The 22,065-nt window shown below is 67.6% G+C and carries 23 protein-coding genes; 18 read left to right on the top strand and 5 right to left on the bottom strand.

Going from position 1 to position 22,065, the window contains the following annotated elements:
• Positions 1-116: 116 nt before the first annotated feature.
• The 3 genes from F627_RS0104200 to ppsA form a co-directional block, all read right to left on the bottom strand.
• Positions 117-680: a YggT family protein gene (locus tag F627_RS0104200; RefSeq protein WP_018866703.1), complete on the bottom strand. Its 564-nt coding sequence runs from the start codon at positions 678-680 to the stop codon at positions 117-119.
• A 100-nt stretch (positions 681-780) separates the two neighbouring features.
• Positions 781-1,611, bottom strand: a complete 831-nt coding sequence (locus tag F627_RS0104195) for a pyruvate, water dikinase regulatory protein (RefSeq protein ID WP_018866702.1) — start codon at positions 1,609-1,611, stop codon at positions 781-783.
• Positions 1,604-3,976: a phosphoenolpyruvate synthase gene (ppsA, locus tag F627_RS0104190; protein ID WP_019583379.1), complete on the bottom strand. Its 2,373-nt coding sequence runs from the start codon at positions 3,974-3,976 to the stop codon at positions 1,604-1,606. The genes F627_RS0104195 and ppsA overlap by 8 nt, the downstream gene beginning before the upstream one ends.
• Positions 3,977-4,099: 123 nt before the next feature.
• Between ppsA and F627_RS15540 the strand changes: the two genes are divergently transcribed.
• The 10 genes from F627_RS15540 (at position 4,100) to F627_RS0104140 (ending at position 13,153) form a co-directional block, all read left to right on the top strand.
• Positions 4,100-4,648 (top strand): ATP-dependent zinc protease, encoded by a 549-nt coding sequence (locus tag F627_RS15540; RefSeq protein ID WP_019583378.1) that lies wholly within the window; start codon positions 4,100-4,102, stop codon positions 4,646-4,648.
• Complete coding sequence (locus F627_RS0104180) at positions 4,645-6,180, top strand: inactive transglutaminase family protein (RefSeq protein WP_019583377.1); 1,536 nt, start codon at positions 4,645-4,647, stop codon at positions 6,178-6,180. The genes F627_RS15540 and F627_RS0104180 overlap by 4 nt, the downstream gene beginning before the upstream one ends.
• A complete protein-coding gene (locus tag F627_RS0104175; RefSeq protein ID WP_019583376.1) occupies positions 6,180-7,208 on the top strand; it encodes an alpha-L-glutamate ligase-like protein in 1,029 nt (342 codons plus the stop codon). The genes F627_RS0104180 and F627_RS0104175 overlap by 1 nt, the downstream gene beginning before the upstream one ends.
• Before the next feature lie 49 nt (positions 7,209-7,257).
• The gene (locus F627_RS0104170; RefSeq protein WP_019583375.1) at positions 7,258-7,740 is read left to right on the top strand and encodes a Fur family transcriptional regulator; all 483 of its coding nucleotides are present in this window, start codon (positions 7,258-7,260) and stop codon (positions 7,738-7,740) included.
• A gap of 40 nt (positions 7,741-7,780) precedes the next feature.
• Complete coding sequence (locus F627_RS0104165) at positions 7,781-8,308, top strand: DNA-deoxyinosine glycosylase (RefSeq protein ID WP_081630715.1); 528 nt, start codon at positions 7,781-7,783, stop codon at positions 8,306-8,308.
• A 134-nt stretch (positions 8,309-8,442) separates the two neighbouring features.
• Complete coding sequence (locus F627_RS0104160) at positions 8,443-9,756, top strand: hypothetical protein (RefSeq protein ID WP_019583373.1); 1,314 nt, start codon at positions 8,443-8,445, stop codon at positions 9,754-9,756.
• A gap of 154 nt (positions 9,757-9,910) precedes the next feature.
• Positions 9,911-10,789: a metal ABC transporter substrate-binding protein gene (locus F627_RS0104155; RefSeq protein WP_231370133.1), complete on the top strand. Its 879-nt coding sequence runs from the start codon at positions 9,911-9,913 to the stop codon at positions 10,787-10,789.
• Positions 10,790-10,880: 91 nt separating this feature from the next.
• A complete protein-coding gene (locus F627_RS0104150) occupies positions 10,881-11,480 on the top strand; it encodes an ATP-binding cassette domain-containing protein (RefSeq protein WP_019583371.1) in 600 nt (199 codons plus the stop codon).
• The gene (locus F627_RS0104145; protein ID WP_019583370.1) at positions 11,470-12,243 is read left to right on the top strand and encodes a metal ABC transporter permease; all 774 of its coding nucleotides are present in this window, start codon (positions 11,470-11,472) and stop codon (positions 12,241-12,243) included. Before F627_RS0104150 ends, F627_RS0104145 begins: the two co-directional genes overlap by 11 nt.
• A 31-nt stretch (positions 12,244-12,274) precedes the next feature.
• Positions 12,275-13,153 carry a class I SAM-dependent methyltransferase gene (locus F627_RS0104140; RefSeq protein WP_019583369.1) on the top strand — a complete coding sequence of 293 codons (879 nt, stop codon included), beginning with the start codon at positions 12,275-12,277 and terminating at the stop codon, positions 13,151-13,153.
• Between the two features lie 286 nt (positions 13,154-13,439).
• Here the strand turns inward: F627_RS0104140 and folE2 are convergent, their stop codons facing one another.
• A complete protein-coding gene (folE2, locus tag F627_RS0104135) occupies positions 13,440-14,384 on the bottom strand; it encodes a GTP cyclohydrolase FolE2 (RefSeq protein WP_081630714.1) in 945 nt (314 codons plus the stop codon).
• A gap of 115 nt (positions 14,385-14,499) precedes the next feature.
• Here folE2 and dksA point away from each other — a divergent pair, with 115 nt between their 5' ends.
• The 7 genes from dksA (at position 14,500) to F627_RS0104100 (ending at position 19,571) form a co-directional block, all read left to right on the top strand.
• Complete coding sequence (gene dksA, locus F627_RS0104130) at positions 14,500-14,901, top strand: RNA polymerase-binding protein DksA (protein ID WP_017940914.1); 402 nt, start codon at positions 14,500-14,502, stop codon at positions 14,899-14,901.
• Positions 14,902-14,966: 65 nt separating this feature from the next.
• Entirely contained in the window at positions 14,967-16,229 is a 1,263-nt protein-coding gene (gene zigA / locus F627_RS0104125) for a zinc metallochaperone GTPase ZigA (RefSeq protein WP_018866689.1), read from the top strand.
• Positions 16,226-16,873, top strand: a complete 648-nt coding sequence (locus F627_RS0104120; RefSeq protein ID WP_019583367.1) for a DUF1826 domain-containing protein — start codon at positions 16,226-16,228, stop codon at positions 16,871-16,873. Before zigA ends, F627_RS0104120 begins: the two co-directional genes overlap by 4 nt.
• Before the next feature lie 228 nt (positions 16,874-17,101).
• Positions 17,102-17,578: a hypothetical protein gene (locus F627_RS16255; protein ID WP_081630713.1), complete on the top strand. Its 477-nt coding sequence runs from the start codon at positions 17,102-17,104 to the stop codon at positions 17,576-17,578.
• Between the two features lie 4 nt (positions 17,579-17,582).
• Positions 17,583-18,551: a YafY family protein gene (locus F627_RS0104110; protein ID WP_018876871.1), complete on the top strand. Its 969-nt coding sequence runs from the start codon at positions 17,583-17,585 to the stop codon at positions 18,549-18,551.
• Positions 18,551-19,081, top strand: coding sequence for an MOSC domain-containing protein (locus F627_RS0104105; protein ID WP_018881573.1), 531 nt, complete (start codon positions 18,551-18,553; stop codon positions 19,079-19,081). Before F627_RS0104110 ends, F627_RS0104105 begins: the two co-directional genes overlap by 1 nt.
• 70 nt (positions 19,082-19,151) lie before the next feature.
• Entirely contained in the window at positions 19,152-19,571 is a 420-nt protein-coding gene (locus F627_RS0104100) for an HIRAN domain-containing protein (protein WP_018866684.1), read from the top strand.
• 32 nt (positions 19,572-19,603) lie between these two features.
• Here the strand turns inward: F627_RS0104100 and F627_RS0104095 are convergent, their stop codons facing one another.
• Positions 19,604-20,971 carry an NAD-dependent succinate-semialdehyde dehydrogenase gene (locus F627_RS0104095; protein WP_018866683.1) on the bottom strand — a complete coding sequence of 456 codons (1,368 nt, stop codon included), beginning with the start codon at positions 20,969-20,971 and terminating at the stop codon, positions 19,604-19,606.
• A gap of 104 nt (positions 20,972-21,075) precedes the next feature.
• Between F627_RS0104095 and F627_RS0104090 the strand changes: the two genes are divergently transcribed.
• Entirely contained in the window at positions 21,076-22,047 is a 972-nt protein-coding gene (locus tag F627_RS0104090; protein WP_018866682.1) for a complex I NDUFA9 subunit family protein, read from the top strand.
• Positions 22,048-22,065: the final 18 nt, after the last annotated feature.

Genomic DNA, 22,065 nt, shown 5'->3' with positions numbered 1-22,065 from the left:
GAAAGCGGGGCCCTGCGGAAACAGGCTCTCAGGTACCCCTGTCTTCGAGTCTAGCCGCTTTTGCTGCGATTGAAACCGGGGGTGGCGGCGCGCGTGCCGACGCCCGCTCGGCGGATTCAGAAAGAGCGGACGATAATCAGCAGGATATAGAGCCCGACCAGGGCAATCATCGGCGAAAAATCGATCGCACCGGTGTTCGGCAGGGCCCGGCGCAGCGGGCCGAGGATGGGACGGTTCACCGCGCCGGCCAGGCGCATGATGGGGTTGTTGGCGGCGCCGCCGCCCCCGGCCTGGATCCAGCTCATCACCACCTCGACGATCAGCGCGATGATGAAGACCCAGATCACGGTGGTCAGCAGCTCGCGGATCGCCACGGCCAGGATGAGCCCGAGCCCCACGTCCACGCCAACGATGAGCACGCGCAACCAGATCTCGATGAACTTGAGCACGATCATCAGCACGATCGCGGCGAGATCGACCCGCCCCACGGACGGAATCACCGGCCGCAGCACCCGCAGCGGCGGATCGGTCAGCATCACGATGGTCTGCGAGATCGGGTTGTAGTAGTCGGCCCGCACCAGGCCGAAGATCGTCCGCAGGATCAGCAGGATGATGTAGATCCCGAAGACAACGCTGACGAGGAAGATGGCGATCTCTTGTCCGGTTCCGGCGGCGGGCATGCGGGCTCCTTGCGGTGCAGCGAGTTAACCGCGCCCATTCTCCGGCAAGCCCGGCGGGATGCCAAGCTGTGACGCGTCCGGTGCGGCTTGCCGGCGCGGCTCAGCCGCCGCGGCGGGCATCCATGCAGTCGCGCACCCGGGTGGCGATCTCCTCGATCGACAGCTCGGTCACGTCCAGGTGCGGGATCCGCCAGGTATCGAAGAACTCCTGGATCGCCACGCATTCCGCCCGGCACTGCGCCAGACTCGCGTAGCGGCTGTCGGGGCGGCGCCCCTCGCGAATCTGCGCCAGGCGCTGTGGCGTGATGGTCAGGCCAACCAGTCGACCGCCGAGCCCCCGCAGACCTTCGGGCATGTGCGGGATATCGCCCTGGTGCAGGTCCTCCGGGACCAGCGGGTAGTTGGCGGCAAAAAGGGCGTAGTTCATCGCCAGATAGAGACTGGTGGGTGTCTTGCCGGAACGCGAGGCCCCCAGCAGCACGACGTCGGCGACCGACAGGTCCTGGGTGGCCAGGCCGTCGTCATGGGCCAGGGTGTAGTTCAGCGCCTCGATACGACGATCATAGCGGCTGACGTCACCCATGCCATGGGCCCGCCCGGATACCGACTGCGACGCGACCCCCAGCAGCCCCTCCAGCCGCTCCACCTGCTCGCCGAAGACGTCGATCACCGGGACCGGGCAATGGCGCAGATCGGCCCGCAGGTCGGCATTCGCCAGGGTGGCGACCACCAGGGCCGGCTGCGGACCGGCCTCGGCCCGGGCGAACACGCCGGCCAGGCGGCCGGGGGTCTGCACGAAGGGCAGCCGGTGCCAGGCCGGGTCGACATCCGGAAACTGGGTGAACAGCGAGCGCGCCAGCGTCTCCGCAGTGATCCCGGTCCCGTCCGAGACCAGATAGACCTGCGGGCACTGGGCGGCGGCATCAGCCATTACCGGGCTCCCGCCCCTGTGCGAGCTGTTCCCAGGTGGACAATAGCGAATCGGGGTTCAGCGACAGCGACTCGATGCCCTCGTTCATCAGCCAGGCCGCCAGCTCCGGATAGTCGGACGGGGCCTGGCCACAGATACCGACGTATTTGTCGGCGCGGCGGGCGGCCCGGATCGCCATGCTCAGAAGCGCCTTCACCGCATCGTCGCGCTCGTCGAACGACTCCGCCACCAGCTCGGAGTCCCGATCCACGCCCAGGGTCAGCTGGGTCAGATCGTTGGAGCCGATGGAGAAGCCGTCGAAATGCTCGAGAAAACGCGCCGCCAGCAGCGCGTTGGAGGGGATCTCGCACATCATCACGACCTTCAGACCATTCTCGCCACGCCGCAGCCCCTCCTCGCCCAGCACCCGAATCACGTCCTCGGCCTCGGTCAGGGTGCGCACGAACGGGACCATGATCTGCACGTTGTCCAGGCCCATGTCGTCGCGCACCCGCCGCAGGGCCTCGCACTCCATCGCGAAGGCCGGACGGAAGGTCTCCGAGCGGTAGCGCGAAGCCCCGCGAAAGCCGAGCATGGGGTTTTCTTCCTGCGGCTCGTAGCCGCGCCCCCCGATCAGGTGGGCGTACTCGTTGGACTTGAAGTCGGACAGGCGCACGATCACCGGCTCCGGGGCGAAGGCCGCCGCCAGCGTCGCGATGCCCTCGGACAGCTTGCGCACGAAGAACTCGCGCGGGCCGTCGTCGAATCCATGCAGCCGCTCGGCGATCCGCTCCTGGATCTCGGGGTCCAGCCGACCCGGGTCCTCGGCATAGTCCAGCAGCGCCAGCGGGTGCACCCCGATGGTGCCGTTGATGATGAACTCCAGCCGCGCCAGGCCGATCCCGGCATGCGGAAGCTGCGAGAAGGCATAGGCACGACCCGGGTTGGCCACGTTCAGCATCAGTTTGACCGGCAGCTTCGGCAGTTCGCCGATGTCGGTCTTCTTCACCGTGTACTCGAGTGTGCCCGGATACACGTGACCATCATCCCCCTCGGCGCAGGAGACGGTCGCCTGCATCCCGTCGGAGAGCACCTCGGTCGCATTGCCGCAGCCCACTACCGCCGGGATGCCCATCTCGCGGGCGATGATCGCCGCGTGGCAGGTACGCCCGCCGCGGTTGGTGACGATCGCGGCGGAGCGCTTCATGATCGGTTCCCAGTCGGGATCGGTCATGTCCGCGACCAGGATGTCGCCCTCCTCCATGGTGTGCATGGCATCCGGGGAATCCAGCACGCGCACCACGCCGGCCCCGATCTTCGCGCCGATCGCCCGGCCCGTAACCAGCGGCTCCGCCTCGTGCGGCGCCAGTTCGTAGCGCTCGCCCGCGCCCAACTCAACGCGACTCTCCACGGTCTCCGGGCGCGCCTGCACGATAAACAGCTCGCCGGTCTCTCCGTCCTGCGCCCACTCGATGTCCATCGGCCGGCCGTAGTGCTGCTCGATCGCCACCGCAAAGCGCCCGAGCTGCTCGGCGTCGGCATCCGACAGGCAGAAGCGCTGGCGCAGGTCCTCCGGGGTGTCCTCGGTGCGCGTGCCATCCCCGGTCAGCACCATGCGCACCGCCTTGGTGCCGAGGGTGCGGCCGATGATGGCGCGCTTGCCGGCCGCCAGCGCCGGCTTGTAGACCTGATACTCGTCGGGATTCACCGCGCCCTGCACCACCGTCTCGCCGAGGCCCCAGGCCCCGGTAATGAACACCGCATCACGAAAGCCGCTCTCGGTATCCAGCGTGAAGATCACGCCGCTGGCGCCGACGTCGGAGCGCACCATGCGCTGGATACCGGCCGACAGCGCGACTTCGTCATGAGCGAAACCGTTGTGCACGCGATAGGCAATGGCGCGGTCGTTGTACAGGCTGGCGAAACACTCGCGCAGCCGCTGCAGCAGGGCGTCGATGCCGCGCACATTGAGAAAGGTCTCCTGCTGTCCGGCGAACGAGGCCTCGGGCAGGTCCTCGGCGGTCGCCGAGGAGCGCACCGCTACCGGGACCTCGTCCCCCAGTTGCGCGTAGTGTTCGCGCACCGCCTGTTCCAGCTCGGCCGGCAGTTCGGCCTGCTCGATCCAGCCGCGCACCTCGCGCCCGGCGGCGCGCAGCGCCTCGATGTCGTCGATATCCAGATCCGCCAGGCGCGCCTTGATCCGTTCATCCAGACTGTCCTTCGCCAGCAGGGCGCGATAGGCATCCGCGGTGGTGGCAAACCCGCCCGGCACGCGCACCCCGGCCGCGCCCAGCTGTCCGAGCAGCTCCCCCAGAGACGCATTCTTGCCGCCCACCTTCGCGACATCGTTCATGGTCAGGTCGGCGAGATCGACTACCCAGTGCATGGCGACTCCTGGACTGCGGTGACCGGCCGGCACGAAGACGGCCGCGGGTTTGTGAACCCCTTAACAGGGGTGAACCACTATGATCAGCTAGACTTCGATGTTTTGTAACCTTCAGGAGACTGCGTGACTGCCCCAGCCGCCCGTCGTTCCAGCTTAACCCACTCCATCCTGCCGACCATGCTGCTCGGCTTGGCGTTCCTCGCGCAATCCGCCGCGGCCCACGAATCGGGCCCGTCCATGGCCATCCTGGGCACGGTGGAGGACATACAGATCGTCGAGGAAGACGTCGTACTGGAGGCACGCATGGACACGGGTGCGACCTCCTCCTCGCTGAACGCACTGAACAAGGAGCGCTTCGAAAAGGACGGCGAGGACTGGATCCGCTTCGAGATCATCGATCCGGAAGACGAGGACGCCCGCATCACCCTCGAGCGCCCGATCGAACGGATCGTCCGTATCCGGCGCCACAGCGGCGAGTCGCAGGAGCGCCCGGTCGTGCGCATGGAGTTCTGCATCGGCAACCAGCTCCTGACCGCCGACACCAGCCTGATCGACCGTACGGCACTGACCTATCAGGCCCTGATCGGTCGCAGCCACATGGCCGGCCATATCCTGGTCGATTCCGGCGAGAAACACCTGCGCGCGCCCGACTGCGCGGCGGATGACCAGTGAAGCGCTTTCACCTGCCGATCCTGATCGTGCTGCTGAGCGCGGTCGGGCTCGGGGTCTTCGCCTACAAGGTCAGCGCGCTGGGCATGCCCCTGCAGCCGGACGCCACCGCCGAGACCTGGCAGGTGGAGGCACGGGTGCGCTATCAGCCCACCGGCGGCGCGGCCACGGTGGAGCTACGCATCCCGCATCGCCTGCCCAATTTCTCCATTCTGGACGAAGGCTTCGTCTCGCGCGGCTACGGCCTGAACTCCATTACCCAGGCCGAGGATCGCCTGGCCCAGTGGACAACGCGCCAGCCACGCGGTGAACAGGTCCTCTACTACCGCGCCACGCTCTATCGCGACGGCAACGACCGCTCCGAGTCGGAGTACCCCGGGCCGGTGGCCGTACCCGACTGGACCGAGCCCTTCCGTTCCGCCGCCGATGCCCTGATCGACGACGTACGCGGCCGTTCCTCGGATATCCAGAGCTTTGCCTCGGTGCTGGTCAATGACCTCGCCAACGCCGCCCCCGCATCCAACGCGGCGGTGTTCATCGAGAGCGACGACAACCGCACGCGCCGCACCGAGACCCTGATCGAACTGCTGGCCACCGCGCGGATCCCCGCGCGCCAGGTGACGGCCCTCCGGCTGGTCGATGGCCGCCGCGACATCGAGCCGCAGACCTGGCTGGAGGTCCACAACACCCGGCGCTGGGTCCCCATCGACCCGGAGACCGGCGAGATCGAGTATCCCGCGGACGTAGTCGTCTGGTCGCACGGCAGCGCCCCGCTGCTCGAGGTATCCAATGGCGAGGCCGCCGAGGTCCGGTTCGCGGTCGCGCGCGGGGTGCAGGATGCCCTGGCGACCATCCAGCGCTTCGGCGACACCCTGGACACCCGCATCCTCGACTTCTCCACCCTGAACCTGCCGCTGGGCACGCAGAACACCTACCGCGTGCTGCTGATGGTGCCTCTGGGTGCGATGATCATCGTGTTCCTGCGCAACGTGATCGGCATCCAGACCTTCGGCACCTTCATGCCGGTGCTGATCGCGCTGTCCTTCCGCGAAACCCAGCTGCTGGCGGGGATCATCCTGTTCACCCTGATCGTCGCACTGGGCCTGGCCGTGCGCTTCTACCTGGAGCACCTGCGGCTGCTCCTGGTGCCCCGTCTGGCCGCGGTCGTCAGCGTGGTCATCATGCTGATGCTCGGGATCAGCGTGCTGTCGCATCAACTGGGCTTCGAACGGGCCCTGGCGCTGTCACTGTTCCCCATGGTCATCCTCGCCATGACCATCGAGCGCATGTCGGTCGTATGGGAGGAGCACGGGCCGGCCGACGCCATTACCCAGGGCATCGGCAGCCTGGTCGTGGCGGCCGCCGCCTACGGCCTGATGGCCAACCGTCAGCTGGAGCACCTGCTGTTCGTGTTCCCGGAACTGCTGCTGGTACTGCTGGCCGTGACCCTGCTGATCGGGCGCTACACCGGCTACCGCCTGACGGAGCTGTTCCGTTTCGGCCGCATCCAGGACGCGATGCGGAGGCCCGACTGATGCCCGCCTGGCTCCCGCGCTTCGTCCGTCCACGCGTCCTGAAGGAACAGGGCATCGTCGGCATGAACGCCCGCAACTCCCGCTACATCGCGGCCTGGAATGCCCGGCGCTTCTACCCTCGGGTCGATGACAAGCTGCAGACCAAGCAACTGGCGCTGGATGCCGGCTTGTCGGTACCCGATCTCTACGGGGTCGTGCGCACCCACCGCCAGATCCGCGACGTGCGCCGCCAGCTGCGGGACTACGAAGACGGCTTCGTGATCAAGCCGGCGCATGGCGCCGCCGGCGATGGCATCCTGGTGATCGAGGGCTGGCGCGGCGATCGTCCGCGCCGGGCGGGCGGCCGCGCCATGGAGCTGAGCGAGCTGGACGATCACATCTCCAACGTCCTGTCCGGCATGTACAGCCTCGGCGGGCGCCCGGATGTCGCCATGATCGAGCAGCGGGTGCGCTTCTCCTCGGTCTTCGACGCGGTCTCGCATCGCGGCGTGCCGGACATTCGCACGGTGGTCTATCGCGGCTACCCGGTGATGGCGATGATGCGCCTGCCAACGCAGGACTCCGACGGCAAGGCCAACCTGCACCAGGGCGCGGTCGGCACGGGCATCGACCTCGGTTCCGGCCGCACCATCGGCGGGGTGCGCTACAACAAGCCCTGCCGCGAACACCCTGACAGCGAGCAGAGCATCGTCGGTCTGCAGATTCCTGACTGGGGCCAGCTGATGGAGCTCGCCGCGGGCTGCTTCGAGCTGAGCCAGCTCGGCTACTTGGGAGTGGACGTGGTCATTGACGCCGACCGCGGCCCACTGATCCTGGAACTCAATGCCCGTCCAGGCCTCGCCATCCAGATCGCCAACGGCGAGGGCCTCGACCACCGGATCACCGCCGTCGACGCCCACATGGTGGCACGCGAGACCGAACCGGCCACCGAACGGGCCCGCTGGTCCGCCGAGATCTTCGCCCGTCCCGACGCAACGCGCCCCGAAAAGCCCGACTCCGAACCCAGGGCCGACGCCGAACCCGCCTGATGCCCGGGGCGGTTACGGACACGGTGAGCGTTTGGGCTATGCTAGGCGCATGACTGCCGCCGCCGAGACCCAGACGCCGGACATCGAACAGGCCCTCGCCGACGCCGAGCGTGTCTGTGCCCGCCATGGCGCACGCCTGACCGAGCAACGTCGGCGCATCCTCGAACAGATCCTGCGCACCGATGGCGTGATCAAGGCCTACGACCTGATCCACGCCCTGTCCTCCGACGACCACAGCATCAAGCCGCCAACGGTCTATCGCACCCTGGCCTTCCTGCTGGAGCAGGGGCTGATCCACCGCATCGAGAGCCTGAACGGGTTTGTCGCCTGCTCGCACCCCGGGGAGCGCCACGAATCCGCGCTGATGATCTGCGACGGCTGCGGCCAGATCACCGAGTTCTACACCCCGGAACCGGCCAGCCGGGCGCTGGAAGACGAGGCCGAGGCCCAGGACTTCGCCATCGAGTCGCGCATGGTGGAACTGCACGGCCAGTGCGGCGACTGCCGGCGGAGTCAGAAGGACCGCGCCTGACACCGCCCCACCCTCTCAGCCCGCTCGCTTCCACCTTCCTGTGACCGCTGGCTCAGCCACCCTTGAAGCGTTCCCGCCGATCCTGCGAGCGGATACCCGACTGGTCGTGCTGGGTAGCTTTCCCGGCGTGGCGTCGCTGGAGGCCCGGGCCTACTACGCTCACCCGCGCAACCAGTTCTGGCCGATCGTCGGGGAGATCCTCGGCGAACCTTTCCCGGAACTGGACTACCCGGAGCGCATCCAGCGCCTGCTCGACCACGGCGTGGGCCTCTGGGACGTCTACGGGGCCTGCTCGCGCGAGGGCAGCCTGGACAGCGCCATCCGCGAACCGGTCCCCAACGATCTGGCCCGCCTGACCCGCGAGGCCCCGGGCCTGCGCGTGATCATCCACAACGGCGCCGAGAGCGCGCGACGCATCCACGAGACCCGCGCCTTGGGAGTCGAGGCCCTGCGGCTGCCCTCCACCAGCCCCGCCAATGCCCGCCTGAGCCTGACCGAAAAGCTGGAGCCTTGGCGCGCGGCGTTCGCCCGCGCGGGCCTCCCCCGAGACCGATCCGCCACAAGCTGACTGGCTGGAACGGGGTTGAATCCAGGGTTGTTATTGTATAACGTTCACGTCTTGACGTTACGCTATAACAACTCACCTCCATCGGCGGACCCACTGATCCTGGCTGCAGTCTGCCGTGCAACAAGGAGATCGACATGTCCCGCGCCCCATACGCCCGCCCCGTCCTTGCCGGACTCACCGCCCTGACCCTCGCCGCCCCCGGGGCCGCCGCCGCGCAATGGAGCGCCCAGTCCGGAGACCGCTCCTGGGGGCTGGACGTCTCGCTGATCCTGGAAGGCATCTACTACAACGAAATGACCCGAGGGAACCAAGACCCGGCGGGCTTCGACGACGGCCACGATCATGGCCATAGCCATGGCCACGATCATGGTCATGACCACGGCTTCGACGACGGCTTTAACCTCGGCCACAGCGAATTGGTCTTCGAGGCCAACCTGGGCGACCTCTTCGACGGCGTACTGATGGTCGGCTTCGACGAGGATCATGTAGAGGTCGAAGAGGCCTATCTGACCACCCGTGCCCTGCCTGGCGGCTTCCAGATCAAGGCCGGTAAGTTCCTGTCCGACATCGGGTACATCAACAGCCGCCACGGCCACGACTGGGACTTCGTCGATCGCCCGCTGGTCAACGAATACCTGTTTGGCGACCACGGCCTGCAAGACACCGGCGTGCAGGCCACCTGGGTCGCACCAACGGAAATGTATACCCAGTTGGGTGTCGAGCTGCTTCAGGGCGACCAGGACGAAGGTATAGCTGCTTTTGATAGCGACCTCCCGGTCTCGGAGAAGAGCGGACCGCGCGTGGCCACCGCTTTTGCCAAGTTCGGCCCTGATCTTGGAGCCGATCACGCCGTGCAATTCGGGGTTTCAGGGGGCTATGTGGCCCAGACCGGTATTGCCGAGGATCACGGCAATCACGCCCATGGCCTGGAGGGTGATGCCTGGTTCGGTGGACTGGATGCCGTATACAAGTACAGTTCCGGGCGCGCCTACGGCCACGGGGACTGGACGCTGCAGGGCGAATACTTCTACATGCGCCAGAGCCTGGATCAGTATGACGGCCACGAGCACGGCCATGGCCACCACAGCCACATGCACTGGGAACGCACCAGCAGCCTCACCACCAAGCAGGACGGCCTCTACCTGCAAGCCGTTTACGGATTTGCGCCACGCTGGGAAGCCGGCCTGCGGACCGAGGCACTGGGTCTGACCAATGACGCGGTCGAAGGCAGCCACCATCACGGCCACGACTACTTCGAGGTCGAGTCCTTTGGCACCTCGTATCGGCACAGCGCCCAGGTCACCTTCCGCCCGGTGGAGCCGGTGTTCCTGCGCGCCCAGCTATCGCAGAACGACTTCATCGATGACCACGACCGCCGCGACCGCGGGCTGGAGTTCATGCTGCAGCTGAATGTCGCCCTCGGCGCGCACGGCGCACACCGCTTCTGATGTTCGCTCGCGTGGGTCCGCTCGGACCCACGCACCTCCCGATTTTCGGCGGATACGCCGGCTTCAGGACACACCAGACACGCAACCCTTTTCCAAGGAGTCCTGCATGTTTCTTCGCATGATTCGCTCTCACACCACCCGATTGTTCACGGGCATGGCAACGATCGCCCTGGCAGCCCTATTGCTGGTACCCAGCCAGGCGGTGGCCGGCCTCAATATCGTCGCCACCACGTCCAGCCTCGGTGCCATCGCCCGCGAGATCGGCGGCGATGAGGCCGAGGTCCGTGTACTCGCACCGCCGGACCGCGATGCTCACTACCTCGACGCCCGCCCCAGCTTCATGGCGGCCCTGCGCCGTGCCGACATGCTGCTGGAGCTGGGCGCTGGCCTCGAGGAGGGCTGGCTTCCGGCCGCGCAGCGCGGCGCCAGCAACCGCGCCATCAACTCTGGACAACCGGGCCACTTCCGCGGGGCGGACATGGTCGAACTGCGCCGCTCGATCACCATGGACGGTCCGAACATGGGGCATGTACATGCCGAGGGCAACCCGCATTTCAACGCCGACCCGCGGCGCATGGCCGAACTCGCCCTCGCGCTGGGCCAGCGCATGGGCGAACTGCGTCCGGACCATGCCGACCGCTTCATGGAGCGAGCGGAACGCACCGCCGACCGCCTGCGTACGCACGCCGAGACGCTGGCCGAGCAGGTCATGCCGGACCAGCGCATCGTGGTCTACCACGAGGACCTCGACTATCTGGAAGAGTGGCTGCCGGTCGAAATCGTCGGTTATCTGGAGCCGGCCCCGGGCATCCCGCCCACCGCGCGCCACCTGCGCAGCCTGGTCAGTGATCTCGAAGGTACCGAGGGCACCATCCTGTACGCCGAATTCCAGCCGCCGCGCGGCGCCGAGTTCCTCGAACGCAACCTGGGCTGGTCGAGCCATGCGGTCCCTCTGGATCCGCCGGCCGACTCCAGCCTGGATGGGTACCTCGACCTGATGACCACCTGGGCGCAAACGCTGCCCCAGCGCTAACCCAGGGCGAAACATCTTCCTCACGATCGGGCCCGGAAAATGCTTTCCGGGCCCGATATCATTCAGGCTCCTCCAACGATTTCGAGTCCGCATGCCCCCTCAAACCGCCCTGCACGCACAGGCCGCACACCTCGGCTTTGATCATCCGGTGCTGGGCCCGCTGTCCCTCGAGGTACCCACCGGGGCCCGATGGGGCTTGACCGGCCCGAACGGCATCGGCAAGTCGCTGCTGCTAAAGGCCGTGACCGGCCAGGCTCGGGTCCACGCAGGCACCCTGCAGCTTGGCCCCGCGACGCGTGTCAGCCTGCTGGCGCAGGACCACCCCCGGCGGGACCCCTGGCCCTTGTGCGGTCACGACTGGTTCCGGGCGATGGGCGCCACCCCGCCCGATCAACCCCGGGTGCAGGCCTTGCTGGATCGCCGGCTCGATCGCCTGAGTGGCGGCCAGTGGCAGTTGCTGCGTCTGGCTGCGGCCCTGCACAGCAGCACCGACCGGCCACCGGGGGAACGCCTGATCCTTCTGGACGAGCCCGCCAACCACCTCGACGCCGAGGTACGCGGCGATGCGGTCGACCTGATTGCCTCCCTCCCGGCCGAAACGACACTGGTGATGACCAGCCACGACGACGAGTTCCTGCAGGCCGTCGGGGTCGAGAACCATCCACTGACGGACTACCTCGATGCTCGGTGACCTGCTGTTCGAACCGTTTGTCTCCGGGCTGCTGATCACGGGCGTGCTGGCCCTGGCCGGGGCCGGCCTGTTCCTGCGCGGGTCGGTCTGGCAGGCCCTGGCGCTTGGGCAATGGGCCGCGGCCGGCGGGGTCCTGGCATCCGTATTGCACTGGCCGGTACTGCCCGTGGCGCTGGCGCTTGGCGCAGGGGTGATGGCCCTGCTACAGCGTAGCCCCGACCGCGAGCGCCTGCCGCTGGCCGTTTTTCTGGCCGGACTGGCGGCGGTGACATTGCTGGCCGCCAATTTCGCGCAGGCCAGCCTCGCCGCGGCCGCCTGGGCCGAGGGCCAGCTGTACTTCGCCGGACCGCGCGAACTATGGGCAGTGGTCGTGCTCGGGTTGGCCAGCCTCGTGCTCGCGCCCGGGCTGTACCACGTCTGGCGACACGCACAGCTCGCCCCGGACGTCCCCGCCATACGCAGCCCGCGCGCTTGGCTGCGCCTCACGGAGATCGCCTGGCTGTTGGCCGCGGTGGTGCTGGGCAGCATGGTACTGGGGCTGCCCGCCGCCCTCGCCACGCTGCTCCTGCCCGCCTGGGGCGCCGCCTATCTCGCACGCAATCTGCGCGGATTGTTCCTGTGGGCCCAGGCCCTGGCCCTCGCGGGCTTCCTGATCGCCTGGAGCGTCAGCCTGCCGCTGGATCAGCCGTTTGCGCCGGTACTCGTCCTGGTCAATGTCGGCCTCGCCCTGGCGGCCCGACTGCTCGCAATGTCACGTCCCTGAAACGATCAAGAAGTCACCGCGGAGCAGAATCATGCCCCCGAAGCCAACCTCCCATGGCGTACCCCCATCCGGCGGGCCGAAGCGCCAGGGCACCCACTCGCCGATCTTCCGGGCGATCGAGAAGCTGCAGGGCGACCGACCCTGGGGAAGTGTGCTCGATGCCGGCACCGGACGCGCATCCATCGAGTGGATCTGTGCGCTGGAGACCGAGCGCTGGACCGCCGTCACGGCCTCGCAGGAGATGGCGAACACGGTGAAGAAGGCGGCAGGAAAAGACCGACGACGCGAAGATCGCATCCTCGTCGGCAACTGGATGTCGGACCAGCTGCTGTTCGGCGAGCGCTTCGACACCGTCCTGCTCGACTACTTCATCGGAGCAATCGAGGGCTTCTCGCCCTACTGGCAGGACCGCGCGCTGCATCGACTGCGGCCTCATGTGGGCGAGCGGCTGTATCTCGTCGGCGTGGAACCCTATGTACTGACCGAACCCAAGACCGAGTCTGACCGCATCGTGCGCGAAATCGGTCGCCTGCGGGATGCCTGCCTGCTGCTCGCGGGGAACCGCCCCTATCGCGAATACCCTTCGTCCTGGGTCATGCGCCATCTCGGAATCGCCGGCTTCCGGGTTCTGGATGTCCGCTATTTCCCGATTCACTACCGCGAGCGCTTCGTCAACGGCCAACTCGACCTGTCCCTGCGCCAACTGTCGCATTTCAATGACGATGGCCTGGCAAAGGCCATGCACCAGAAGATCGAGGCGCTGCGGGAAACCGCCCTGCCGCTGGCCCGAAGCAAGGAGGGCCTACGGCACGGGGCGGATTACCTGATCACGGCCGAGCCGATGGCCGACCGGCATCGCAGCCTGCCCGACGCGGCAGGCACCTCTCAGTCAGTGCCGTCCGGGCCGTAGCACGGGCTACGCCATCGCCACCCCTGGGCCCGAGCAGGCCTCAGTCCGCTTGACAATGCACCGCAAGTGCGTATGATTCTCATTTAGATGCGCAGCCCGGACAGCTGTGTGTCGCCAGGACGAAAGGTGACTTGCTGCCTTTGGTCTCTCCAACCTCCGTAAGCATTGCCGCCGGATTGCGTATCCGGCGGCTTTTTTACGTGTCCACGCGCTTGCCGAAGAGCGACCTGGCAGATGCCTGACCAACCCCACCGCCTTGTGGCGGTCCACGCTCCAACTGGCTGCTTCAGCGTTCCGCTGACGGCAGACGCACGACCCGCGCCACGGCGTCGTGTGCATGCAGGCTCTCGCGGTGGCGAACCTGGATGCGATAGCCGCGGGCGGAGTACTCCGGGCGCAGGGCGCTGTCCAGGCGCCGTACGGCGTCTTCGCAGAACATCAGGTTGCGGCCGTTGGCGAGCGCGAAGGCCTTCTCGTCGACGCGCTTTACCGCCGTTTGCAGGGCGGTGCCCAGCGCCTGTTCCACGCGATCAATCAGATCGGGCAGGGGCAGCGTCGATACCAGCGGGTCCAGACCGACCGTGACGGTTGCCTCGCTTCGCTGGCTATGGGGCGTCGCGACAATCCCTTCGGCCCGGCCCAGCCACTCGCGCACGGTTGCCGCATCCACGGCCGAGCGCGTGAAGTCGCGGTCGAACTGTTCCTGAATCGCCTGCCGCGCCAGGGCGGCGGAGCAGGGACAGGTGGAGGAATAGCCCACCTGAACCTCCAGCTCCAGGGACACCGCCCCGGACTCGCTGCGTGCAGCGATCCGGAACGGGTAGCGCTTCCAGCCCGCAGCCGCACTGACCAGGGCCGGCCTTTCCAGCGGCAACTCCCCGGCCAGACGAACCTCGGCCACGCTGGACAGGCCATCGTGCGAAGCCAGAAACGCTTCGAGCACGCCCCACAGCCGCGCAAGGTCCAGCTCACGAGACTCCAGCTGTCGCAGGGCCCCGTAGAGCCGTGACATATGGATACCGCGCGCGCCCGCGTCGTCGAGGCTCACCCCCGCGCTTGCCCGGGCGATCACTGGCTGGCCGGTCAGATACAGCGGAAGGGTGATGTCTTCCATACCCACCCAGTCGAGCGCGGAGGCGTGCGTAGCAGCCGACGCGGCAATATCCGGTAGCGGATCGGTCGCGGAGGTTTCCGTATCCGGCGAGGCCGGAGACACACAGGTAGAGGACATAAGACACCTTTTTGCAGGCGGGTCGACCCCATCACAGGACGGTGGCCGATCCGTGTTGTCGGGGCGCAATCGAAACGTTATGGTATAACATCCTGATCGCAACCGACGGAACCCCATGACCCGCGACGAACTGCTGGCCATGCCTGCCGCGGCCTACATGAACGAGGCTCAGCTCGCGTACTTCCGCGAGCGCCTGCTCGAAATGCGCGACGAGATCCTGGCCGACATGGAGGGCGCCCGGGACGGATTGCGCGACAACGAACGCACCCCGGACGAGCTCGACCGGGCAGCAATGGAGGAGTCGCGCCTCCTGTCGATGCGGGTGCAGGAGCGTGAAGGTCGCCTGCTGCGAAAGATCGATGCGGCCCTGCATCGCATCGAAACCGGCGATTACGGCTACTGCGAGGTGAGCGGCGAACCGATCGGTCTGCCCCGCCTGCTGGCCCGCCCGACGGCGACCCTCTGCATCGAGGTCAAGGAACGCCAGGAAAAGGCCGAACACGTGTTCGTGCGCTGAGCCTGCCCAACCCTTCCATCCGGGCACATTCCGACGCCCGGGCATCCCGATTCCCTGGAGGTACCATGAAACGCCTGCCCGTCACCGTCCTCTCCGGCTTTCTCGGCGCCGGCAAGACCACACTGCTGAACAACATCCTGCACAACCAGTCGGGGCTGCGCGTCGCGGTCATCGTCAACGACATGAGCGAGGTCAACATCGACAGCGCCCTGGTGCGCGGCGGCCAGGATGCCGTCACACGTACCGATGCCCGCATGGTCGAGATGACCAACGGCTGCATCTGCTGCACGCTGCGGGACGACCTGCTGGTGGAGGTGCGCCGCCTCGCCGAATCCGGGCAGTACGACTACCTGGTCATCGAATCCACCGGCATTTCCGAGCCCATGCCGGTCGCGGCCACCTTCGCCTTCCGCGACGAAGACGGCCAGTCCCTGGACGATGTCGCCCGCCTCGACACGATGGTCACGGTGGTGGATGCAGGTGCCCTGCTGCAGGACTACGCGTCCAGCGATTTTCTGGGCGACCGCGGCGAATCCCTGGGGGAGGAAGACGACCGTACCGTCGTTGACCTGCTGGTGGATCAGATCGAGTTCGCGGACGTCATTGTCCTGAACAAGGTGGATCGCCCGTCGCCGGAACAACTGGATACCGTCCGCAGCGTCGTGCGCGCCCTTAACCGGGACGCCAGAATCATCGAAACCACACACGGCCAGGTCGCGCCGGAGTCCCTGCTGGGCACCGGACGCTTCGACTTCGACCGCGCGTCCCAGGCCGCCGGCTGGGCCCAGGAGATGATGGGTGGCCACACCCCGGAGACCGAGGAATACGGCATCTCCAGCATCGTATACCGCGTCAATCGGCCATTTCATCCGGAACGCTTTTTTGCCCTGCTGCACGAGGAATGGCCTGGCATCATCCGCAGCAAGGGCTGGTTCTGGCTGGCCTCGCGCCCCGACTGGGCCGGCACATTGTCTCAGGCCGGCGGGGCGCTGACCCACCACGCTGCCGGGTTCTGGTGGGCTGCCGTATCCCCGGAGCAGCGCCCCACCCACGAAGACTGGTGGGAGACGGCGATCGCGCCGGTCTGGGATGACCGATTCGGGGACCGACGCCAGGAGATTGTACTGATCGGCATCCACATGGACGCGGATGCGATGCGCAAACGTCTCGACGCCTGCCTGCTCACCGACGACGAGATGCTGGAAGGCCCGGAACGCTGGCTGAGCTACGCGGATCCCTTCCCGGTCTGGCGCCTGGGGTCCGAGACCGCCGAACCCGAGGTGGATGCCCCGGAAACCCGAGAGTCCCGCCCGGACGTAACCGCATGAACACTGCGCGAACGTCGCACCCGGTCGAGCGCGCGCCGTCAAGGCACCGCTTCGTCGACCGCGCCGCCGAGCTCAAGGGCATTCACCGCCACGATGTGAACGCGCTGATCTGGCGCCGAAGCCTGGATCCGCAACTCCGGGACCAGGCCCGGGCGCTGCTCTCCCGCGGCCCCGGGATGATTCTGGACATCCACTGCCGACCGGACCAGGTGCGCGAACGGTTACACGGCGCCATCGACCAGGCACCGTTCAGGATTCATCGTCTGGCATACGATCTGGAGCGCCTGGCGCACAACTTTGCCGTCGTGGCGCATGCGATCAGTGTCCGCCTCCAGCTCGAAGTGCTGGCCCATCAGCCGTGCCCGCTGTTTCACGTGGACAACAACGTGCTGCGGATGGTCTGCAGCTACACCGGCCCCGGAACCGAATATGCAGACGACCGTTTCCTGAACCGCGACCGGCTGCGTTGCGGCGACAACGAGGGCGTTCTTGCAGGCCATCCGCCATTGGCGCTTGAGACCGGATCCGTGATCCTCATGAAAGGGGAACGCTCACCCACGTGCGGGGGGCTTGGAGCCGTCCATCGCTCGCCGCCGGTCGCGGGAGATCAACAGCGCCTCCTCGTACGACTCGACCAGCCCTGACCCGCAAGCCAGTCGGACCCGGGACGGATCTGCTGCGCGTCTGGCAGAGCCAGTCCGCCAGGCTCCCCCGAGGAGACACTGGCGGTCCTCGGGCCCGGGCAGGGCCGGAAAAAACGGACCGGTCCACAGAATCCACCGATCTTCATGATCGCTCGCATTCAATGCTTGACTCGCGCCTCTCCCTCGACGACCATCAACGCGAATGGTTCTCATTTAATAGGAGGCATAATGTTCACGCTCGACGCATGGCTGGAAAACCCCGACCCCTCGCTCCGGATCATCGACGAGCAGTCGCGCCGAATCGTTGCCGAATGGCGCGGCCAGGAACTCCGCGATCTGCTGGATACGGGGATCATCGCCCCCGCCGATTGCTGCGGACCGCAGGCCCGCGACCAGGCCCACGAAACGATCCGCGACCTCATCCTGGAGGCCTGCCTCGAAGGTATCACCGTCCAGCGCAGACCACCGGAGCCACGGCCGGACATGCCCGCATCCATGACACGACCCGCGGACGGCGACGACCATCCCACCCGCAATCCCCATCCGAAAGGGGCGTCTTGCGAGCCCGCCGCCGCTCGCAGCCGCTCTCGGCAAATGACCTGTGCCCAGGGCCCCGGAGCGGCGCAGCCGACGAAAAAAACCCGTGACATTGCCAAGGGGCAGGTTCTCCACGTAGCGTTCCGGAAATGTCCATCCCTGCATTGACTTCGTGAACCGCGCCGAGCGGATCTTCCATCTGCACCGCCTGCTCCAGGCGCGCCAGCCGCCGTCGCTGGCGCACCTGATGGAGGCGCTCGAGGTCTCGCGCGCGACCATCAAGCGCGACCTCGAGTACATGCGCGACTTCATGCAGGCACCGATCGAGTACGACGCGGAGGCCAACGGCTACCGCTACGCACAGGATGTCCCGGCCTTCGAGCTGCCGGGGCTGTGGTTCAACGAATCCGAATTGCTCGCGCTCCTGACCATGGAGCAGCTCCTGGAGGACGTGCAGCCGGGTCTGCTGGCGCCCACACTGGGGCCATTGAAGGAGCGTATCCGGGAGCTGCTCGCCAGCGGCGGGCACCAGCCGGACGCCGTGCGCCGCCGTATCCGCATCCAGCCCCTGGCCCAGCGCGGCAACCGCAGCGACGGCTTTCAGGCCGTAGCCGCCGCGACCCTGGACGAACAGCCGATCGCGATCGAGTACCACGGCCGTGCCCGCGACTCCGCCACCCAACGCGTCGTGCATCCCCAGCGACTGCTGTACTACCGCGACAACTGGTACCTGATCGCCTGGTGCGAAAAGGCCCGGGCCCTGCGCACCTTCGCGCTGGAACGCATCCGGTCCACCCGGGCGACCGATGGCCCCTACCACGACATCGACGAAGCGACCCTGGATGCCCACACCGGCGCGGCCTTCGGCATCTTCACCGGCCCCGCACAGGAATGGGCGGTGCTGCGCTTCACCCCGGAACACGCCCGCTGGGTCGCGGACGAGACCTGGCACCCGGACCAGACCGGCCACTTCGAGGGCGACCACTACCACCTGCGGGTGCCCTTCGGGGATCCCACCGAGCTGATCCAGGAGATCCTGCGCCACGGTCCCGGGGTCGAGGTCCTGGCCCCCGAAAGCCTGCGCACCCGTGTCGCCACCACGCTGCGCGAGGCCGCTGCGCAATACGCGGCTTCATCCTGATGCTGCGCCGCTGGCTGGCCCGCCGCAAGGCCGCCACCGTCTCCGGCCGGCTGGAAGCGATCTGGATCGCCGACCGGGCCGGCGCACCCATGCACGATTGCGCCGCCGTGGAGGTTACCGAAGCGGGCCTGACCGGTGACCGCTACGCCACCGGGCAGGGCCACTGGCACACGGTGGAGTCCTGCCCCGTCACCCTGATCTGCAGCGCCGAGCTGGACCGCGCCACACGGCGGGCGCGGCGCCTGCGCCAGCCCGCGACCCCGACGCCCGGCGACCACCGCCGCAACCTCGTGGTCAGCGGCCTCCGGCGCAGCCCGCGCGCGGGAACCTTGCGCATCGGTGTTGTGCGTTTTGCCATCACACGGCCGCGCCCGCCCTGCGGCTGGCTCAACCAGGTGGTCGGCTACAACCTCGCCGGCGCCCTGCGCCAGGACAGCGGCATCTGCCTGCGGCCACTGGAGCCGGGCACCATCCGGCGGGGCGACCCCGTGCACTGGGAGGCCGCCCCGGGGCCCGCAAGACACGATTAGCCGGGGTGGCTCATTCTGTGAGCCACCCCCGGTGCTACAAAGGTCGCAACCCCCCAGATGGAGCGCGACCATGCAATCGAACACCCCCAACCGCCAGGCTCGCCGCACCCCCGTACTGCGCGGCTACTACGCCCAGCGCGGCCGCTACAACGCCACCGCCACCACCGAGGAACTGCTGCAGACCATCCCGCTGGCCGGCTACCGCCACCACGACGCCCCGAAGCTGTGGAATGCGTTGAAGCGCGGCCAGGCCCTGACCCTGCGCCGCGAGCGGCTGAACCCGCACGATGACAAGGCCGTTGCCATCGACTGGATCGACCACCAGCTCGGCTACCTGCCGCGCGAACAGAACCAGCTCGCCGCCGACCTCCTCGACCGCGACGAGCCCCTGGTCGCCCGCATCATCGCCAAGCGTGATCAGGCCGACCCCCACAACCGGCTCGAACTGGGCCTCTACCGCGCACGGCCGAGGACCGCGCCGGCCCACTAGGGAGACGCGGATCCTCCCCCGGGCGGGGCAAATCAAGCGACCCAGATGGTCTTGGCGTTCTGGAACTCGCGGATGCCGAGTTCGGAGAGTTCGCGGCCGTAGCCGGAGTCCTTCACGCCGCCGAACGGCAGGCGCGGGTCGCTCTTGACGATGCCGTTGACGAAGGCGCAACCGCATTCCAGCCGTCGGGCCAGCGCCTCGCCGCGGGTCGGGTCGGCGGTCCAGACGCTCCCGCCCAGGCCGAAGCGCGAGCGGTTGGCGAGCTCGATGGCATGGTCCGCGCCGCGCGCCCGGGTGACCGCTGCGACCGGGCCGAAGGTCTCCTCGTCGAAGGCCGGCATGCCGGGCTCCACCCCATCCAGCAGCGTGGGTGGGTAGAAATACCCGGCGCCCTCTCTCGGCTCGCCGCCCGCCACCAGGCGAGCGCCGGCCGCCACGCTGCGGGTCACCTGGTCGTGCAACTCGCTGCGCAGGTCATCGCGCGCCAGCGGGCCGATGTTCGTGCCTTCGTCCATCGGGTCGCCGATGACCAGGGCCTCGATGGCGGCCCGGAAGCGCTCGACGAAGGCCTCCGCGATGGCCTCCTCCACGATGAAGCGCTTGGCCGCGATGCAGGTCTCGCCGTTGTTCTGGAAGCGCCCGCGCACCGCCTGCTCGACTGTATGGTCAAGGTCCGCGTCGGCCAGCACCACAAAGGCATCCGACCCGCCCAGCTCCAGCACCGAGGATTTCAGCGCCTTGCCTGCAGCCGCCCCAACCGCGCGGCCGGCCCCCTCGGATCCGGTCAGGCTGACGCCCTGCACGCGGGTGTCGGTGATGATGCCTTCCACCGCGTCGGAGCCCACCGGCAGATTGCGGAACACGCCCTCGGGGAACCCGGCCGCCAGGAACACCCGCTCCAGGTGTTCGGCGCAGCCAGGAACGTTAGAGGCATGTTTGAGCAGTACGGTGTTGCCGGCCAGCGTGGCCGGGATCGCCTGGCGAAAGGCCTGCCAGTAGGGAAAATTCCAGGGCATCACCAGCAGCACGGTCCCCAGCGGCTGCCAGGCAATGAACGAGCGGCTCGCGTCCGAGGCGATCATGGTGTCCTGCAGGTAATCCGGGCCGTGTTCAGCGTAGTACTCGCAGGCGGCGGCACACTTGTCGACCTCGGCCCGCGCCTCGGCCAGGCGCTTGCCCATCTCCTGTGTGGCAGTGGTCGCCAGGGTCTCGCGTTCCTCGCGCAGCACGCCGGCCAGATCGCGCAGGCGCGCGGCGCGCTCCGTCACGGGGCGCGCCGCCCAGTCCGGCGCCGCGCTCGCGGCACGAGACAATGCGGCCTCCAGCGCTTCCTCGTTCATGCGCGGGTAGCGCGCGAGGGTCTCGCCGGTGGCAGGATTGATCGCAGTCAGTTCGGGCATATCGGTGCCTCGGCGTCAGGGCCCGAAATACGGGCTTGTTTGAACAATGCAGGTCACCCGAGTATAAGACGTCCCGCATTCGCTTTCGGAAGGACCTTGCCACCATGTCGATCGATTCGATTCGCAATGTCTGCCTGCTGGGCGGCACGGGCTTCGTCGGCCACCACATCATTCGCCGACTGATTGATCGCGGCCTGAAGGTCCGCGTGCTGTCCCGCCGTCCGCATCGCCACCGCGATCTCCTGGTCAACCCCGAGGTGGATCTGGTCGAAGGCAGCGCCCATGACCCCGCCACCCTGGAGCGCGTGTTCGCGGGGCAGGACGCGGTGATCAACCTGGTCGGCATCCTCAACGAGCGCGGGCACAGCGGCGCCGGTTTCCGCACCGCCCATACCGAGCTGACCGAGAAGGCCCTGGCGGCCGCCGAGGCCCAGGGCGTGCGCCGCTTCCTGCAGATGAGCGCGCTCAAGGCGGACATGGACGACGCCCCCAGCCACTACCTGCGCAGCAAAGGCGCGGCGGAACAGGCGGTATTCGCCAGCGAATCCCTGGCGGTCACGGTTTTTCGCCCGTCGGTGATCTTCGGCCCCGAGGATTCCTTCCTGAACCGCTTCGCGACTTTGCTGAAGTTCTCGCCGATGATGCCCCTGGCCCGCGCCCGGGCGCGTTTCGCCCCGGTGTATGTCGGCGATGTGGCCGAGCACTTCGTCGAGGCCCTCGACGACCCGGATACCTTCGGGCAGGGCTTTGAACTGTGCGGCCCGAAGACCTATACCCTGGCCGAGCTGGTGCGCTACGTCGGACGCGTCTCCGGTCACCGGCGCCCGGTGATCGGCCTGCCCGACTGGGCCGGCAAGCTGCAGGCCAGCGTGCTCGAATTCGTGCCCGGCAAACCGTTGTCGCGCGACAACTTCGCCTCGCTGACCATCGACTCGGTCTGCGACGGCGAGCAGCAACTGCCCTGCCCGACCCGGCTCGAATCCATTGCCCCCAGCTATCTGGGTGGCGGCGGCGCCGGGCGTGAGGCCCGCATGCAGCAACTGCGTACTCTCAACCGCGGATCGGGCCGCGGCTGACCCGGATCGCGAACCCGG

Source organism: Thioalkalivibrio sp. ALE16 (genome assembly GCF_000381305.1).
Classification (GTDB): domain Bacteria; phylum Pseudomonadota; class Gammaproteobacteria; order Ectothiorhodospirales; family Ectothiorhodospiraceae; genus Thioalkalivibrio.
This window is presented reverse-complemented; position numbering and strand designations above follow the sequence as displayed.

Bases quoted from the DNA above. Each gene is read 5' to 3' on its own strand.
- F627_RS0104200 (WP_018866703.1), bottom strand. From the start codon at position 680: ATGCCCGCCGCCGGAACCGGACAAGAGATCGCCATCTTCCTCGTCAGC.
- F627_RS0104195 (WP_018866702.1), bottom strand. From the start codon at position 1,611: ATGGCTGATGCCGCCGCCCAGTGCCCGCAGGTCTATCTGGTCTCGGAC.
- ppsA (WP_019583379.1), bottom strand. From the start codon at position 3,976: ATGCACTGGGTAGTCGATCTCGCCGACCTGACCATGAACGATGTCGCG.
- F627_RS0104175 (WP_019583376.1), top strand. From the start codon at position 6,180: ATGCCCGCCTGGCTCCCGCGCTTCGTCCGTCCACGCGTCCTGAAGGAA.
- F627_RS0104170 (WP_019583375.1), top strand. From the start codon at position 7,258: ATGACTGCCGCCGCCGAGACCCAGACGCCGGACATCGAACAGGCCCTC.
- F627_RS0104160 (WP_019583373.1), top strand. From the start codon at position 8,443: ATGTCCCGCGCCCCATACGCCCGCCCCGTCCTTGCCGGACTCACCGCC.
- F627_RS0104155 (WP_231370133.1), top strand. From the start codon at position 9,911: ATGGCAACGATCGCCCTGGCAGCCCTATTGCTGGTACCCAGCCAGGCG.
- F627_RS0104150 (WP_019583371.1), top strand. From the start codon at position 10,881: ATGCCCCCTCAAACCGCCCTGCACGCACAGGCCGCACACCTCGGCTTT.
- F627_RS0104145 (WP_019583370.1), top strand. From the start codon at position 11,470: ATGCTCGGTGACCTGCTGTTCGAACCGTTTGTCTCCGGGCTGCTGATC.
- F627_RS0104140 (WP_019583369.1), top strand. From the start codon at position 12,275: ATGCCCCCGAAGCCAACCTCCCATGGCGTACCCCCATCCGGCGGGCCG.
- folE2 (WP_081630714.1), bottom strand. From the start codon at position 14,384: ATGTCCTCTACCTGTGTGTCTCCGGCCTCGCCGGATACGGAAACCTCC.
- dksA (WP_017940914.1), top strand. From the start codon at position 14,500: ATGACCCGCGACGAACTGCTGGCCATGCCTGCCGCGGCCTACATGAAC.
- zigA (WP_018866689.1), top strand. From the start codon at position 14,967: ATGAAACGCCTGCCCGTCACCGTCCTCTCCGGCTTTCTCGGCGCCGGC.
- F627_RS0104120 (WP_019583367.1), top strand. From the start codon at position 16,226: ATGAACACTGCGCGAACGTCGCACCCGGTCGAGCGCGCGCCGTCAAGG.
- F627_RS16255 (WP_081630713.1), top strand. From the start codon at position 17,102: ATGTTCACGCTCGACGCATGGCTGGAAAACCCCGACCCCTCGCTCCGG.
- F627_RS0104105 (WP_018881573.1), top strand. From the start codon at position 18,551: ATGCTGCGCCGCTGGCTGGCCCGCCGCAAGGCCGCCACCGTCTCCGGC.
- F627_RS0104100 (WP_018866684.1), top strand. From the start codon at position 19,152: ATGCAATCGAACACCCCCAACCGCCAGGCTCGCCGCACCCCCGTACTG.
- F627_RS0104095 (WP_018866683.1), bottom strand. From the start codon at position 20,971: ATGCCCGAACTGACTGCGATCAATCCTGCCACCGGCGAGACCCTCGCG.
- F627_RS0104090 (WP_018866682.1), top strand. From the start codon at position 21,076: ATGTCGATCGATTCGATTCGCAATGTCTGCCTGCTGGGCGGCACGGGC.